The following is a 14,561-nucleotide window of genomic DNA, read 5'->3' as shown; positions in this document are numbered from 1 at the left end:
TCAGCTCCTTCCGACTATTTGTCGATAACAATCCACATACCGCGCAACGACCCTCTCGGCTGCGTACAAGCGCTGTGCTCGCTCGCGGGCAGCCCGCCCCATTCGCTCACGAAGCGCCGGATCGCTGGCGATCGCGTGCATCGCGCGCGCAAGCGCCGGCGCATCGTCCGGTTCGACGAGGTATCCCGTGACGCCGTCATCGACCAGTTCGGCCAGGCCGCCCACGCGAGTCGCCACCACCGGCACCCCGTAAAACATCGCCTCCAGCGCGGCAATGCCGAACGATTCGAACCGGCTGGGCAAACAGAACAGCAGGGCTTCTCGATAAAAACGGGATTTTCCCGAACCCGCAAGCCAACCGGCGAATCGAACGTTATCGGCCACGCGCAGCGTTTCGGCGTAGTCGTGCCAGCGCTGCGTGTCGCCGTCGCCCGCCATCACGAGATCGATGGAGCGGCCCATTGCATTCAACGCGGCCAGCGCCTCGATCAACGTTGCGAGCCCTTTTTGCTCGGACAGCCGACCAGCGAACGCAATGTACGTACGGTCGGGCACCGCCATCGTCGACATGGGCGCGTTCTGCGCGTCGACGGCCGTGTTCGCGATCACGTGTGCGTCGCCCGCGCCGTTCCTGAACCGGTTCAGTACGCGCGCCCCCGCTTCGGAGACACCGACCGTGGCATCCGCGCTGCCCACGAACCACTCAATTGCCATGCGCGTTAGCGGGCCCGCCCGCTCCGTAAACCGATCGAAATTCCCCGAGTGAAGATGGAAGACCACGCGTCGCCGACAGAGTTTTGCGATTCGGCACAGGAACAGCTTGCGATAGAACGACCCACGCTCGGAAACGTGAAAGTGAATAACGTCCGCACTCCATACGTCGCGAAGAAATCTCGCAACGTCGAGCCACGCAAAGCTCGCCGCGTCGCGCACCTTGCGAAATCCGTGCGTTCCGAAGAACGCGATCTGAATCGACGCGTTCGCAAAAGCATCGCGCTGCGCCATCAGTTCGCCGAGCACCGACGCGATGCCGCCGCGTTGGCCGTGCCCGGGCCCGACATGCAACACGCGTATCAGGCGCGTGCGCGCCGGCTCTTGCATACCGGTTGCGACCTTTCTCATAGACCGGCCCTCTCACGTGCCACCCGGTGCATGTCGCGCCGGATCCGGACCGCAATCAATCCAAGAAATGGGCTGATCACCGCGGAACCCAGCACGTGTCCGGCAGTGCAAGCCATCGCAAACAGCACGATAAAGAACAGGCGCCCGAAGCGGCGCGACATGGTGCGCGGCCCTCGGCGCAAGAATGAACCCGAAAGCGCACAGATATAGACAGTAAAAAGCGGCAATCCGAGCATCAGGATCAAGTCTGGAACGTCGATCTCGACCATGTAACGCACGACCGGATATCCGCCCGTGAGCAATGCGACGAAATTGCCTTGCTGGAGATCGTCCCAGACGTTGGCGAACTTGAGGTTCCGACCGGAAAGCAGGAGCGTGACGATCTTGTCGTTGCCGATACGTCCGCTCTGATGGGCGAAGTAGCGTTGACTGAGTTCCACCGCGTCGTTCACCGCAGGAATGAACAGATAGGCGAGAATCGCAGCCGAAACCAGCGCAGCGACGGCCATGCCGACATAGCGGGTTGCCTTGATGGCGTCGAATCGGGCATAACAAAACGCGCAGGTCATTCCCAACGCGCCGACCACCGCCCCTTTCGTCCCGGACAGCATTGCCGCGGCCAGCATGCACGTCGTGAGCGCCACGCTGCGGAGTCTCCAGCCGCTTGTCAACGCATGCAGGTACGCGAATCCGAGCGCAACGACGATCAACGCGGCGGCTTCGTTCTGCGCATAGACGATCCCCTTGTACCCCGAGCGAATGTGCGTCTCGGCTTGATAACTACGGAACATCTCGATCGACATCGCCGCGCCCATCACGATCGATGCGCCGTAAATCAGCAATACGACGAACGCTACCCGTTCGATTTGCGCGAGGCGCCGATCACTGAGCAGTGCCATGGCCGCCGGATAAACGAAGAACGAAAACACCTTCAGTACGAACACGCTTTGCTCGATCACCTCGCGATCTGTCAGCGCGCCGAGCACGTAGGCGCCGAGCGTCACGCAGAGCGCCAGCACGGCCGCGATCGTGATGCGAACACCGGACATCCTTGCGCGAAACCCAGATAGCGTGAACGCCAGAAGGCCGGCGATCATCACGCCACGGACGAGCAACGAGATGCGCGCGTCGTTCCCGTGCGACGTCGCACTGTTCGTCATGTAGACAGACAGGAAGTCGCCAAGCGGCGACAACAAGAGTCCGATGCCGAGGGTCGCCCATGCCAGCGTCGCGGCGATTCGCGTCGCCGGCTCGGTCACGGAGCGCGGCGAGCGCGGGCCATACGAGAAACGAAGGCTGTCATCCATGGCGAGCAAAGAGTTGGCCGCGCGACGCGGTAAGGGTGAGTGCGGCCACGATCAGCCAGCGAAAGACGGCACGGACGACGCGCAGCGGCTTGTACAACCATTCAAGCGCGCCGTGACGCCGCGACGACAGCGCGACGCGTCCGGCTTCGATCGCGCTCGGCATCGTCTCGAATGCCTCCCAAACCGCATACGGACGCAGCTCGGCGATGCGCAGCCCGCCGTGATCGCGATGCCACGGCCAGTCGTCCAGCAGGGCTCCGACCGAACCACGCGTATGTTCGAGCGCCTTGCGCGCACCGTCGACGCTGATCCAGTAGCCGACCGACCCGCTCGTCCATTGCTTGAACGGCACACCGATCTGGAGCCCCGCGATCGACCGCGCCCGCTTCAGCGGCTCGTAAAGGTAGGCGAGCACTGCGCGCTCGCGGGACAGCTTCGAGCGGCCCAGCAGCACGATATCCGCATGGTCGGAGAGCGACTTGCCGGGAGCCGAAAGCAGACGTTCGAACAGCGCGTGGTCGAGCATCGCATCATCCTCGAGGATGATCGTCGCGCGCCCCGATCGAACGACTTTTTCCCATACGCGCACATGGCTGACGAAGCAACCGACCTCGCCGCGGCTCAGCGGTCGGCCATAGCGTGCGATGACCCGCGCGACGTCCGTCATGGCCGAGCACGCGTCCGCGTCGAGCGCTCGTGCGTCGAATGCGTCCTCAAAGTCGAACTCGACACCGTGACGGCCCAAGATCTCACGGATCGCCACACGTCTCGGCGAATCGGACAGCGATATCACGCGAATATCGAATGTCATGGCGCGCCCTCAGATCGAGTTGACTGTGCAAAGTGAGCGCGCAGCGTCGCCGACCGGGCGATCCACAATGCGAAGACCGCAAGCAACGTGAACTCCGCCACCAGGTATGCAGTGGCCGCACCGGCCGCGCCCCAGCGCGGCACCAGCAGCACCGCGAGCAGCACGTTGAGCACTCCCGCCGCGAGCATCACGCGAGCGCGCCGGCGTGTGCGGCCGAAGGGCACCAGTACCTGGAGCCCGAGGAAATAGGCGACATTGCCGAACAACGTCGACAGGCAGAGGACGTTCACGACTGACGACGCGCCGGCGAATTTCTCACCGAGCACGAACCGGGTGAGCACATCGGATATCGAAAAGCAGATCGCGATGCCGATGCCCGTCACGAACACGATCGCGATTCCGGCGGATATCGTCAGTCGGGCAGCCGCTCGCTCGTCATCCGGTTGCCGCCGTGCAAACAGCGCGGCAATCCGGGGGTAGAGAACCGTATTGATCTGCGCGGGCACCATGTTTCCAGCGGTCTTCAACTTGTCCGCAGCGGCATACAAGCCGACCTGATACGGTCCGCCGAGCGCGCCGACGATTACCGTGTTTGCAGCGCTGAACAGGCTGACCGATGCGGTCGACACGAACATGTCCGCTCCGTCGACCAGCTGCGCACGAACCGCACGCCAGGAAAAATGCCGGTGACCGAGTAATCCGAGGCGACGCGCCATCAACATCGACCCGCCGGCCGCAAGCACCGATGTCAGTGACTGGATCGCAATGGCGATGTCTACGTCCGCTGGCGAGCGGACCAGCCAGAAAGTCAGCGGCAGTGCGACGAACCGGCTTGCGAGCGCAACGGCCGTAAAAGACGAGAATCGCTCGAGGCCCTGCAACAGCCAGTTGAGCGTCCAGACGTTAGCGATCACACCGAGCCAGCCGATCCAGATCGCCGTTGACATGGCTGCAAGCGTGTGGTCGACCATCAGCACGGCGGACAGAATCGCGCAGGACGCAACACACAGGCACGCCTTCGCGCCGACGATCGACCACACCAGCTCGCTCAACCGCCGCGGATCGCCGCGAAATTGCGCGACCGCTCGCGGGCCGCTGAGATTGAAGCCCCATTCGGTCAGTATTGTTCCGTACACCGTCAACGCCGTGACATAGCCGACCACGCCGAATTGTGCCGGACCGAGTACCCGCGTCAAATATGGGAACGTCGCGAGCGGGACGACATACATACCGATCTGCCACAGAAGCATCGCGGCGAAACTGCGGCCGAGCCCTGCCCCGCCCGGCCGTGAGCCGGACGAAGTCATTGCCCGCGTTACGTTCGACATGCGCGCCGTCATCGGATCACGCTGCCTGCCGCTCGCGCGCGAGCAACCCGCGCGTATCGATCACGATCTTCGTGTGCAGCTTCATCGGATCGATCTGTTTAAATTGCCGATGATCGACGAGGATCACCACGATATCGGCGCGCGCGAGCGCATCGGCAACTTCGCCGAGCATTACACGCCCTTCCAGCGACGCGGGAAGCTGCCGGATGTTCGGCTCGACTGCGATGACCTGCCCGATCTCGCGATTCGCCAGCTCGCGGACGATGCCGACGGCGGGACTTTCGCGCAGATCGTCTATGTCGGCCTTGAACGCGAGCCCGAAGCACGCGATCACCGGCTCGCGAAAGCGTTTCGCGACATGCTCGATCCGGTCCAGTACGTGGTTCGGCTTGTCGTCGTTGACGGTTCGCGCCGTACGGATAAGCCGTGCGTGCTCCGGAGCGGAATCGACGATGAACCACGGATCCACGGCGATGCAGTGCCCGCCGACGCCAGGCCCCGGTTGCAGGATGTCGACTCGCGGATGCCGATTCGACAAGCGGATCAGTTCCCACACGTTGATGTCCAGCGACTCACAGATCACCGACAACTCATTCGCGAACGCGATATTGACGTCGCGGAACGAGTTCTCGGTCAGCTTGCACATTTCGGCTGTACGCGCATCCGTCAATACGCACTCGCCGCGCACGAAGACCCGATACAGTTCCGCGGCCTGCTCGCTGCACCGTCGCGTCATGCCGCCAATCACACGATCGTTTTCCACCAGTTCGCGAATCACATGTCCGGGCAACACGCGCTCCGGGCAGTGCGCAATCCGGATATCGGACTGCTCGCCGGCCTGTTGCGGAAACGTCAGATCGGGTCGCATGGCCGCGAGCCAGGAAGCGATCTTTTCCGTCGTGCCGACCGGTGACGTCGATTCAAGCACGACGAGATCGCCTTTCTTCAGGACGGGGCCTATCGCACGGCTCGCCGCCTCGACGTGGCTCAGATCCGGCTTGTGTCCTGCACCGAACGGCGTCGGAACCGCGATCAGAAAGGCGTCGGCCGGCTCGATCGTCTCGGTCGCCCGCAGATGTCCCTGCGTCACGGCTGCACGCACCAGCATGTCGAGTTCCGGCTCGACGATATGCACGTCGCCGCGATTGATCGTATCGACCGTTGCGCGATTGACGTCGACACCGACCACCGTTTTACGTCGCGCCGCGAATGCGGCGGCGGTCGGCAAGCCGATGTAGCCGAGCCCGATTACGGAAATGACATCGAAGGACATGGATGGATCTCGCTGTATTGGGAATAGGGTTCATGCAAACCGGCCGGCCGCCGCTACCGCCGTGCGGGCGTCGGACGTGCGAGCCGTCAGCAGTTCGACGATGCGCTCGCTTGCGCGGCCGTCGCCGTACGGGTTGTGCGCCCGGCTCATCGAGTCGTACACGTCGGGGCACTCCCACAGCTGCGTGACCTCGCTGACCAGCCGACTCGCGTCGGTGCCCACCAGACGAACCGTTCCAGCCGCAACCGCCTCCGGGCGCTCCGTCGTATCGCGCATCACGAGCACCGGCTTGCCCAGCGACGGCGCTTCCTCCTGAATGCCTCCCGAATCGGTCAGGATCAGCCATGCGCGGCTCATCAGATAGACGAATTGCAGATATTCCTGCGGTTCGATCAACACGATGTTGTCGATATCGCCGAGCAGGCGCGTCACCGGCTCGCGGACATTCGGGTTCAAATGCATCGGATAGACGATCCGGCACTCTGGAAAACGCGTCGCGATCGTCGCCAGCGCGGTGCAGATCTGTTCGAAGCCCCGGCCGAAATTCTCGCGCCGGTGCCCCGTGACCAGGATCATTCGACGCTCGTCGCCGAGGAACGGAAATGCAGCACGCATCCGCTCGGCCAAATCAGGCTCACGTGACAGCCGCTCCGTCACCGTCAGCAATGCGTCAATGACCGTGTTGCCCGTTACGTGAATCCGTTCGGCAGCCACGCCTTCGGACAGCAGATTCGACCTGGACGTCTCGGTCGGCGCGAAATGATGCAGCGCAAGCGTGCCGGTCATTTTCCGGTTGGCCTCCTCCGGCCATGGTGCATACAAGTTGCCCGTGCGAAGCCCGGCCTCCACGTGCCCGACGGGAATGCGGCGGTAATAGGCTGCCAGCGAAGCGCCAAGCGTCGTCGTCGTGTCGCCATGCACGAGCACCAGATCCGGCCTGAGCGACTCGAGAACCGGATCGAGCGTCGTCAGGATTTGACCGGTGAGGTTGCCGAGCGTCTGCCCATCACGCATCAGGTCCAGATCGAAGTCTGGAACGATGTCGAACAGGTCGAGCGCCTGATCGAGCATTTGCCGATGCTGTGCGGTCACGCATACCGCGCATCGCACGCCGGCGAGCGATTTCAGGCGTCGCACGAGGGGCGCCATCTTGATGGCTTCCGGCCGCGTGCCGAAAGTGACGAGAATGTTTTCATGACGGATCGTCATCGGCTTCTCCCTGGACAGCTCACATCCGCTCGACACGCGTTTCCGCCTCGGCGCCTTCGTACGCATACGCACCGTAGTTGCCGTATTGCGCGGAGCGCAGCCCCGGCCGGAAACCGTTGAACACCACGCCCGTTACCGTCGCGCCGACGCGCTCGATCCGCTTCACCGACTCCAGGATCTCGCCCTGGGTGGTCATGCCGGAACGGGCTGCGAGCAGGATCGTGCCCGCGTACCGCGCAAACACCGTCGCGTCGGTGACCGGGAGCAGCGGCGGCGCATCGAGCAGAACGATGTCGTAGCGATGTGAGACTTCGGAGACCACCACGGCAAGGTCGTTGGATGCGAAGAGTTCAACCGGCTGCCCTACGCGCGGGCCCGTCGGCAGGAAATCGACGTGTGGCGACACGCCGCGCACGATCGCCTGATCGAGTACTGCTTCGCCGCGCAGGACGCTCGACAATCCGGGCGCGGACCGAGTCCCGAAATCCTTGGCCAGGCGCCCGCGCCGCAGATCGCCATCGATCAGCAGCACACGCTTGTTCGATTGACCGAGGAGCGCCGCGACGTTTGCCGATATGAAGGACTTTCCGATGCCGGCAGCCGGCCCCGTGACGAGAACCACGTTGTTTTTTGGCCGATCGAGCAGCAGGAACTGCAACGCAGTGCACAGGCTTCGCAACGCCTCGACCGCCGGCTCGTGCGGCCGGGCCAGCGCCAGAATCGCCGCGTCCTGGCTCGCACCCGTCCCGACCCGCGTAAGCTGGCGCTGAACGGGGCTGAGAGGAATGGTCGCAATCACGTTCAGGTCGGCGTCACGCTCGATCTCCGACGGATCGGTCACGCCGCCGAACAGCACTGCCCGCGCGATCGCGACGCACGCTCCAACTACCAGGCCTATCACGGCGGCCAGTGCGACCACGAGCAGCGGCTTCGGCCACACCGGCTGATCCGGAACGATCGCGTGGTCGATCACGCGCACGTTGCCGATCTTGCTCGCCGTCGCGAGCCGCAACTGTTGAATGCTGTTCAGCAGCCCGACATAGATCTCCGTTTGCACGGTAACGTCCCGTCGCAACCGGACGATGTTCTGTTGCGCATCGGGCAGCCGCTGGATTGCGTCATTGAACGTGCCCACGTTGGCCTTGGCCGCGGCAATCTGCTGATCGAGCGACGCGAGTTGAGGGTGCTCCGGGGTGTAGACCGACGCCAACGCTTTGCGCTTCTGCTCCAGTTCGAACAACGACGTCTGCGCCGTGACCGACTGATTGAGCATCGCTTTCGCCTGCTCGCTCAGATCGATTACTTCGTGCTTCGTCTGGTAAGCGTTCAAGCGATCCTCGACCGCGCGCAATTGCTTCTCGACGTCCGGTACCTGCTCGGTCAGGAATCTCAACGATTTCTCGGCTGTCGCTGCCTTCCGGTCGGCATTCTGGCGGACGTAGTTGTCGGCGATTTCGTTGAGCACGCCGGCGCCCAGAACGGGGTCGTCGTTCTCATATGTGACGCCGATGACGCCGGACTGGTCCTTGCCCTTTTCGGTGATGGTCAACGCCTTCTGCAGTTTCGTCAGCATCTTCTGTTTCGAGAATGCCTTGACGACGAATTGAGCACCCGGGCGCGCTTCGATCGCCGCGACCGTCAGCGTCACGTCGCCGGCCGGCGTGCCGACATGCAGCGGCACGCCGATCCGGCCTGTTGCTTCGGCGTCCAGGTCGCTCCCCGAAAGACGAAAGCGCCCGTCGCCAAGGAAGGTCACGAAAAACCGGTCCTCGAGGAAATCCCGCGGCACCTCGAATGTCGACACCGAAATGCGTTCGCCACCCCATACGAACCCGCCCATCCCGAACAGTCCCGGCGTGGAAAGCTTCTTGTTGAAGCGTGCAATCACCGCTCCGATGATCGGGAAATGATTCGGCGTCGCTTCGATGGCCAGGCGCTGATCGACGACGACAGGCTCGGTCACGAGCCTGGATCTCAGGATTTCCATTTCGCCGTCATCCGTCGACTTCACGTCGAATAGCGAGCTGAGACCACCGACGAGACTACCTGCCGCGCCGCCCATCATGTCCGCGCCGTTGCTCTCGACCTGCACGACGATGTCGACGCTGTAGACGGGCTTCGCGACGAGCGCATACAGGCCACCGAACAGCACGAACACGCACGCGACGATGCCGATGATCCTGACGTTCTTGATCATCATGTCGGCGATGCCGCGAATGTCGACTTCGTCCGCGTCTCGCGGGAAATGGGAGGGTGCTTTCATAGAGTTCATGGTGACTGCCGATATCCTTGGGCTGGCGAGCCGGACGGCTCAACGGTCTCGTTCGATCAGGTTGCCGATGCGCTCGACCCAGTCGTTGACGCCGTGTTCGATCAGCGTCAGCGCATAGTCGTAGCTGCGTTGTGACCGCCGGTACGGATCGGCCACATCGGAGGGAAAGGCTTCGGCAATGCGATAGATGCGCCCTCGCGATGCGGGGTGGAATCGCTCGATCGCCTTGCGTTGCTCGAGCTCCATCACGAGAATCAGGTCCGCCGCGCTGCACATGCGTTCGTCGAGACGTCTCGCACGATGCGCCGACATGTCGATTTCACGCGACTTCAGCAGCGCGGCTGCAACCGGATCGATCGCCATGCCGTTCCTGGCCTGCAGGCCTGCCGACGAAACCGACACCCCGGGCAGCAGGCGCTGGAACAAGCCCTGCGCCATCGGGCTGCGACACACGTTGCCATGGCAAACGATGAGCAAATGCCGAATCATTTCGAGACGATTGCCGCGGTAAGGCCTGCGTTGATGGCGGGCAGCAGCAAGCTCAGAACCCGGCTGAATCGGACGAGCCCGTTCCCGTCGACATAAACCACGTCTTTCGGCCGCAACTCGAACTGGTTCGCCAGCACCATCGATACCGGCGAACGCGCATCCAGGTGATAGACCTGCGGCGTCTCGCCCTGCGCGCCGCGGATCACGTAGAGTTGCGCGGCGTCGGCGCTCGTGCTGTTGAGGCTGCCGGCCTGCGACAGTGCGTCGCTCAAAGTCAGCTTGCCGGTTCGCAGCGGCAACGCCGTCACCGGCTTGCTCACTTCGCCCATCACGTACACACCGTTGTCTTCGCGCGGCACGACTCGTAGCAAATCGCCATCGCGGAGCGGAATCGACGCAGGATTCACGTTGCGTGCGAGCATGCCCGGGAGGTCGAGCGGATACGACACCCCGTCGCGCACGAGAACCAAACGACTCTGATCGGCCGTGGGGGCGAACCCGCCCGCGCGATTGACCGCCTCGAACAGCGTCATCGGAATGTCGTTGATCGGAACATTGCCAGGCGTACGGACTTCGCCGTCGACGTAGATTTGCTTCGCCCTGAACGACGCGACCCTGACCATGACCTTCGGCGTGACGAAGTAACGCGCCATCGCCGTCGTGATCGCCTTGCGTGCGCCGTCGACCGTGAGACCCGCGACCTGCACGTTCCCCGCATACGGCACCTGCACGTTGCCGCCGTTGTCGACGACGAAACCCTGAGGCGGATCGAACGGGCGTCCGTTGGTCTGCTGCGGCGCGCCCTGCGCCTGCGTCAATTCCGGATGATCCCAGACCGTGATCTGAAGGACATCGCCTGCGCCGAGGGTATAGGGTTGAGCCTTGCCGACGAGCGATCTCAAACGCTCGCCGTCGTCGGCGCTGGCCGCCGCGCGGAGTTGGCGAATCAGTGTCGCGTTGATTTCCTCGATCGGAATCTGCATCGACTCAGCCGGCGCTCCGTCCCCGCCGGATACCGCGAGCGTGGCCGGTCCGGTCATGCGCATCCCCGGCGCAGCGGCGCACCCCGACAACACCAGACAGGCACCCGCGACGAGCATTGTGGTCCAGCGACCGCGCAGGCCTGGCGAGCCGGAATGGACAGCTTGTTTCACTCGTTTATTCATGGTTTCGATTTATCGACACTCTTGTAGACACCCGCCTTCCGTCACTCCAGCGGCCTCTCGCCCCGCACGACGCCCTCGCCGCCGCCATGCAATCAATACGCATTGCCCCCCACAAACCCCTTCAGAATCGTCGCGCCCACAATCCGCATATCCAGCCCGAACGACCAGTTCTGCAGGTAATAGAGATCGTGCTCGACCCGCCCCTGCATCTTCTCGATCCGATCGGTTTCCCCTCGATAGCCGTTGACCTGCGCCCAGCCGGTAATGCCCGGCTTGATCCGGTAGCGCTGGATGTAGCGATCGACGACCTTGCGGTACAACTCGTCATGCTCCAGCGCGTGCGGGCGCGGGCCGACGACCGACATGTCGCCTTGCAGCACGTTGATGAACTGCGGCAACTCGTCGAGACTCGTGCGGCGCAGGAATCGCCCCACTCGCGTGATCCGCGCATCGTGGCGGGTCGCCTGCCTGACGACGCCCGGCTGCTCCGTGTGCAGCCGCATCGTGCGAAATTTGTAGATGCTGAACACGCGCCCGTCCGCGCCCTTGCGGCGCTGCCTGAAAAACACCGGCCCGCGCGATGTCGCCTTGACGGCGATCGCGATGATCAGCATCAACGGCAGCAGCGCCACGAGCGCGAGTGCCGCGAAGCATCGATCGAAAATCTCCTTGCTGAGCAGCGCATGCGGCGGCAGCGGCGATGCGGCAAGATTGATCGCCGGTACGCCCAGCACGTCCGTCAGCGCGCTGTCGAACAGCGACAACGCGCTGACGTCCGGCATGAAGCGGATATTCACGAGCTCGTCGCGGAATTCGGATACGAAGCGCAGAATCGTGCGTTCCTCCGACAGCGGCAGCGCGAGCCACAGTTCGCGCATGCCCTGCTGGCGCACATACGCGATGAATGCCGCTTCGTCCTCGAACGCCGGAATACCCGCCACCGCGCCGCGCGCGACGGAATCCACGTCGAACACCGCAGCGGCGCGAAACCCGCTCGCGGGCGACCGCTCGATCGTGCCGATTACGCGACGGCAATACTCGCCGCGCCCGACGACCGCAACCGATCGCAGGTTCATCCCCGCATGCCGCAGCCGGCGCAACATCGTGTGCACGACGAGCCTCACAGCGATCAGCGCCGCGCCGGTCATGCCGGTCCAGTACGCAAACCACAACCGCGACACGGACTCCGACTTGTGAAGCGTAAACGTCACCACCAGCGCGCCGCCCTGCGCGATCAGCCACGCCAGCGCCAGTTGCCCCGCCAACCGGAACAGCGAGCGCCCTCGCCACGACTGGTACACGCCGAACGTCGGAAACAACATCAACGAAAAGGCGCTCGAGAACGCAACGACCGACGCGTCGAGCCGGGCATTCGCGACCGCGTCAAACCGGAAATGCGCTGCCAGCGCCGCACCGAATACGATCAGCATCAGATCGACCGTGCGGGCGACGACCCCGTTGACACCGGGTCCGACCGACCTGTATTCGAAATGTGACGTCTTGCTCATCTTGCCCCCGCGTTCACGACGTGATCCGCAGCGCCGGCATGCCGACGCGCACTCCATCGCCCGAACCTTCCCCAACTGCGCGCGACGGCACTCGAAAATCCGCTCGACAGCCGTTCGCCATATAGGATTCCTATTTATCGCTATCCATGACGCGGAGAGCGACGATTTCACGTTATTGATTCAGCCCGGCTGTCGCGGCATGACTTCCGCAATGGCGACGAGCGAATATGCAGTCGCCCTTGCCACAACAACCGGCGTAAGCGCTGATACGGTCGGTGATTAAATCAGGGACGCGCGCCCTGATGCTGCTGCATACGCGGGCTTGCCCACCTGCTGTGTGCGAGGAGATTGGATGGCATCGACGGCAATTCCGCGGCGCCGATACCGAAAGTCGGAATCGAATTCATGATTGGTCTGATGTTATTGATGTTAAATACTGCGGCACGCGTCTGAATAAGCAGAAATCGTGCCACCATCGCAAACGGGGATCGAAGCCCCTCTTTATCGGATGGAAAACCTTGTGAAATCCGTGGATTGCGCGACGCCCTTCATGAATTCGATGTCGGCTGAATCGATGTGCGCGGTGCGTCACGCGATCGTTGTTACGTTACGCGCCGCGTAACGTGCGGCGTAACGCACGCGATTTCGGGCCCCGCCGCGTCATCGCGTTTCGATCGAATCGTCGCGCCTCTGCAATACCGCACGTGAGCGATCGATCGTCCGCTCGTGGGCTCGCACGAGCGTGTGTCGTGCGCGCGGCTTGGCGTCGCCGGGCAAGACGGCTCGATGCCCGCCTTCGCGATCCGCTGCCGCTCGATGACACGAAATTCGGTGGGCGACAGCGCAATGTGTTGCCGGAACAGCTTCGCAAGACGCTCGCCGTTGCCGAGGCCGGTGCGCCGTGCAATCTTGTCCGCGGGCAACGTGGTGTGGATCAGCATGTGGCGTGCGCGCTCCAGACGAATGCTCAAGATGAATTCCGTCGGCGTCGCGCCGACTTCCTTCTTGAAGCGTCGCAGAAAGTTGCGCTCGCTCATCGCGACGGCCTGTGCGATCTCGACGATCGAGATCCGCCCGGCACTGCCCGCACGCAGCAACTGCATCGCCATGCGAATCGGCTGGCTCGCGGCAAGTTCGCGCATCGACCACTCGGCCGAAGGCCCGATAAGGTCGCCGGAATCGCGGTAAACGTGCCGTTCGATTTCATCGGCCGCGAGCGCGCCGAGTTCATGTCTGAACAATTCCAGCAGAACCGCCCGCACGTCCGTGCGTCTGGCCGGCTCGTCGGCACGGTCCGCCGCGGACACGAAGCTCACTATCGACGCGGCGGGCTGCCGTACGCCGGCGCGATTTGACACGACGGTCGCGGGTATTTCCACGTCGTCCGCGAGCCACCGGGCATGCGCGTGCACCGCACGAAACCGGAGAAGCAATGCTTCGGTCCATCCGAACAGCAGATGATCGCCGTGAAGATGAAAAAACGCGTGCACGCGCTGCACGTGGGCATCGTCGAACTTGTCGGTCGTCACCTGCACACCGGACGACGACGGCAACAGCCCGCCGCTGGCCGACACGAACGTCACTTGATAACCCGGCCCCACGGGCATCAGGCGATTGGCGAGGTTGAACGCCTCGATCATGTACGCGGCCTGGGCCAGCGAGAAACCCGCACTCAAAAAGACGACAACCGCCCGTTGTTCACCAGCATTCACTTGCCAAGCCCCCGTATTTCCTGCCCACTTCTCTCAAACGCGCTTTTTATTTGATCGATGCGCTTCTCTGTGCTTGAAAAAGCGTCCGCATCATATCTTTAAACCGAAACCCGCTTGGAAACTGGCCGATCGCGACAGGGTTGTGGCGGATTGATACAAGCCCGATCGCACAACGCGCCGAGCTATTTAATGGAGCGCTCATTCCGGTCGCGTCAAATAATCCGCCCGGCAGAATGCGAAAAATCGTACAGTCTTTTGCAAAATTAAAGACAAACGGCGCATCCCGATCTCATCTTTTTAAAGATTATTAAACAGCTTTCGCCAATACACCGGGAAATGCACTGAACCGCTTCAAATGACCAAT

Annotated in this window: 13 protein-coding genes; 2 read left to right on the top strand and 11 right to left on the bottom strand. The window is 62.9% G+C overall.

Going from position 1 to position 14,561, the window contains the following annotated elements:
* From KDW55_RS18435 to KDW55_RS29460, 11 genes are all read right to left on the bottom strand, one after another.
* Positions 1–1,122 (bottom strand): glycosyltransferase family 4 protein, encoded by a 1,122-nt coding sequence (locus KDW55_RS18435; RefSeq protein ID WP_069242706.1) that lies wholly within the window; start codon positions 1,120–1,122, stop codon positions 1–3.
* Positions 1,119–2,429: an O-antigen ligase family protein gene (locus KDW55_RS18430; protein ID WP_209822268.1), complete on the bottom strand. Its 1,311-nt coding sequence runs from the start codon at positions 2,427–2,429 to the stop codon at positions 1,119–1,121. Before KDW55_RS18430 ends, KDW55_RS18435 begins: the two co-directional genes overlap by 4 nt.
* Positions 2,422–3,240 carry a glycosyltransferase family 25 protein gene (locus KDW55_RS18425; protein ID WP_212160466.1) on the bottom strand — a complete coding sequence of 273 codons (819 nt, stop codon included), beginning with the start codon at positions 3,238–3,240 and terminating at the stop codon, positions 2,422–2,424. Before KDW55_RS18425 ends, KDW55_RS18430 begins: the two co-directional genes overlap by 8 nt.
* The gene (locus KDW55_RS18420) at positions 3,237–4,568 is read right to left on the bottom strand and encodes a flippase (RefSeq protein WP_245163702.1); all 1,332 of its coding nucleotides are present in this window, start codon (positions 4,566–4,568) and stop codon (positions 3,237–3,239) included. The genes KDW55_RS18425 and KDW55_RS18420 overlap by 4 nt, the downstream gene beginning before the upstream one ends.
* A 16-nt stretch (positions 4,569–4,584) precedes the next feature.
* Positions 4,585–5,841: a UDP-N-acetyl-D-mannosamine dehydrogenase gene (wecC, locus tag KDW55_RS18415; RefSeq protein ID WP_209822265.1), complete on the bottom strand. Its 1,257-nt coding sequence runs from the start codon at positions 5,839–5,841 to the stop codon at positions 4,585–4,587.
* A gap of 30 nt (positions 5,842–5,871) precedes the next feature.
* Positions 5,872–7,050: a UDP-N-acetylglucosamine 2-epimerase (non-hydrolyzing) gene (gene wecB / locus KDW55_RS18410; protein WP_069242701.1), complete on the bottom strand. Its 1,179-nt coding sequence runs from the start codon at positions 7,048–7,050 to the stop codon at positions 5,872–5,874.
* Between the two features lie 19 nt (positions 7,051–7,069).
* Complete coding sequence (locus KDW55_RS18405; protein ID WP_083253063.1) at positions 7,070–9,322, bottom strand: polysaccharide biosynthesis tyrosine autokinase; 2,253 nt, start codon at positions 9,320–9,322, stop codon at positions 7,070–7,072.
* A 39-nt stretch (positions 9,323–9,361) separates the two neighbouring features.
* Positions 9,362–9,811, bottom strand: coding sequence for a low molecular weight protein-tyrosine-phosphatase (locus KDW55_RS18400; RefSeq protein WP_069242700.1), 450 nt, complete (start codon positions 9,809–9,811; stop codon positions 9,362–9,364).
* On the bottom strand, positions 9,808–10,851 hold the full coding sequence (locus KDW55_RS18395; RefSeq protein ID WP_069243492.1) for a polysaccharide biosynthesis/export family protein: 1,044 nt from the start codon (positions 10,849–10,851) through the stop codon (positions 9,808–9,810). The genes KDW55_RS18400 and KDW55_RS18395 overlap by 4 nt, the downstream gene beginning before the upstream one ends.
* 218 nt (positions 10,852–11,069) lie before the next feature.
* Positions 11,070–12,485, bottom strand: a complete 1,416-nt coding sequence (locus tag KDW55_RS18390; protein WP_059545238.1) for an undecaprenyl-phosphate glucose phosphotransferase — start codon at positions 12,483–12,485, stop codon at positions 11,070–11,072.
* Between the two features lie 602 nt (positions 12,486–13,087).
* Positions 13,088–13,522, bottom strand: a complete 435-nt coding sequence (locus tag KDW55_RS29460) for a helix-turn-helix domain-containing protein (protein WP_235355494.1) — start codon at positions 13,520–13,522, stop codon at positions 13,088–13,090.
* Positions 13,523–13,675: 153 nt separating this feature from the next.
* Here KDW55_RS29460 and KDW55_RS29455 point away from each other — a divergent pair, with 153 nt between their 5' ends.
* Positions 13,676–13,840: a hypothetical protein gene (locus KDW55_RS29455; protein ID WP_226209200.1), complete on the top strand. Its 165-nt coding sequence runs from the start codon at positions 13,676–13,678 to the stop codon at positions 13,838–13,840.
* 102 nt (positions 13,841–13,942) lie between these two features.
* Positions 13,943–14,251 (top strand): hypothetical protein, encoded by a 309-nt coding sequence (locus KDW55_RS29450; RefSeq protein WP_249173911.1) that lies wholly within the window; start codon positions 13,943–13,945, stop codon positions 14,249–14,251.
* Positions 14,252–14,561 lie beyond the last annotated feature (310 nt).

Origin of the sequence: Burkholderia sp. AU19243, assembly GCF_018148075.1 — a bacterium.
Lineage (GTDB): Bacteria > Pseudomonadota > Gammaproteobacteria > Burkholderiales > Burkholderiaceae > Burkholderia > Burkholderia latens_A.
The sequence above is the reverse complement of the archived record's forward strand: the minus strand, read 5'-3'. Positions and strand labels throughout refer to the sequence as shown.

Excerpts from the sequence above, each read along its gene's own strand:
- KDW55_RS18435 (WP_069242706.1), bottom strand. The coding sequence starts at position 1,122 with ATGAGAAAGGTCGCAACCGGTATGCAAGAGCCGGCGCGCACGCGCCTG.
- KDW55_RS18430 (WP_209822268.1), bottom strand. The coding sequence starts at position 2,429 with ATGGATGACAGCCTTCGTTTCTCGTATGGCCCGCGCTCGCCGCGCTCC.
- KDW55_RS18425 (WP_212160466.1), bottom strand. The coding sequence starts at position 3,240 with ATGACATTCGATATTCGCGTGATATCGCTGTCCGATTCGCCGAGACGT.
- KDW55_RS18420 (WP_245163702.1), bottom strand. The coding sequence starts at position 4,568 with ATGTCGAACGTAACGCGGGCAATGACTTCGTCCGGCTCACGGCCGGGC.
- wecC (WP_209822265.1), bottom strand. The coding sequence starts at position 5,841 with ATGTCCTTCGATGTCATTTCCGTAATCGGGCTCGGCTACATCGGCTTG.
- wecB (WP_069242701.1), bottom strand. The coding sequence starts at position 7,050 with ATGACGATCCGTCATGAAAACATTCTCGTCACTTTCGGCACGCGGCCG.
- KDW55_RS18405 (WP_083253063.1), bottom strand. The coding sequence starts at position 9,322 with ATGAACTCTATGAAAGCACCCTCCCATTTCCCGCGAGACGCGGACGAA.
- KDW55_RS18400 (WP_069242700.1), bottom strand. The coding sequence starts at position 9,811 with ATGATTCGGCATTTGCTCATCGTTTGCCATGGCAACGTGTGTCGCAGC.
- KDW55_RS18395 (WP_069243492.1), bottom strand. The coding sequence starts at position 10,851 with ATGACCGGACCGGCCACGCTCGCGGTATCCGGCGGGGACGGAGCGCCG.
- KDW55_RS18390 (WP_059545238.1), bottom strand. The coding sequence starts at position 12,485 with ATGAGCAAGACGTCACATTTCGAATACAGGTCGGTCGGACCCGGTGTC.
- KDW55_RS29460 (WP_235355494.1), bottom strand. The coding sequence starts at position 13,522 with ATGAGCGAGCGCAACTTTCTGCGACGCTTCAAGAAGGAAGTCGGCGCG.
- KDW55_RS29450 (WP_249173911.1), top strand. The coding sequence starts at position 13,943 with ATGATCGCCGTGAAGATGAAAAAACGCGTGCACGCGCTGCACGTGGGC.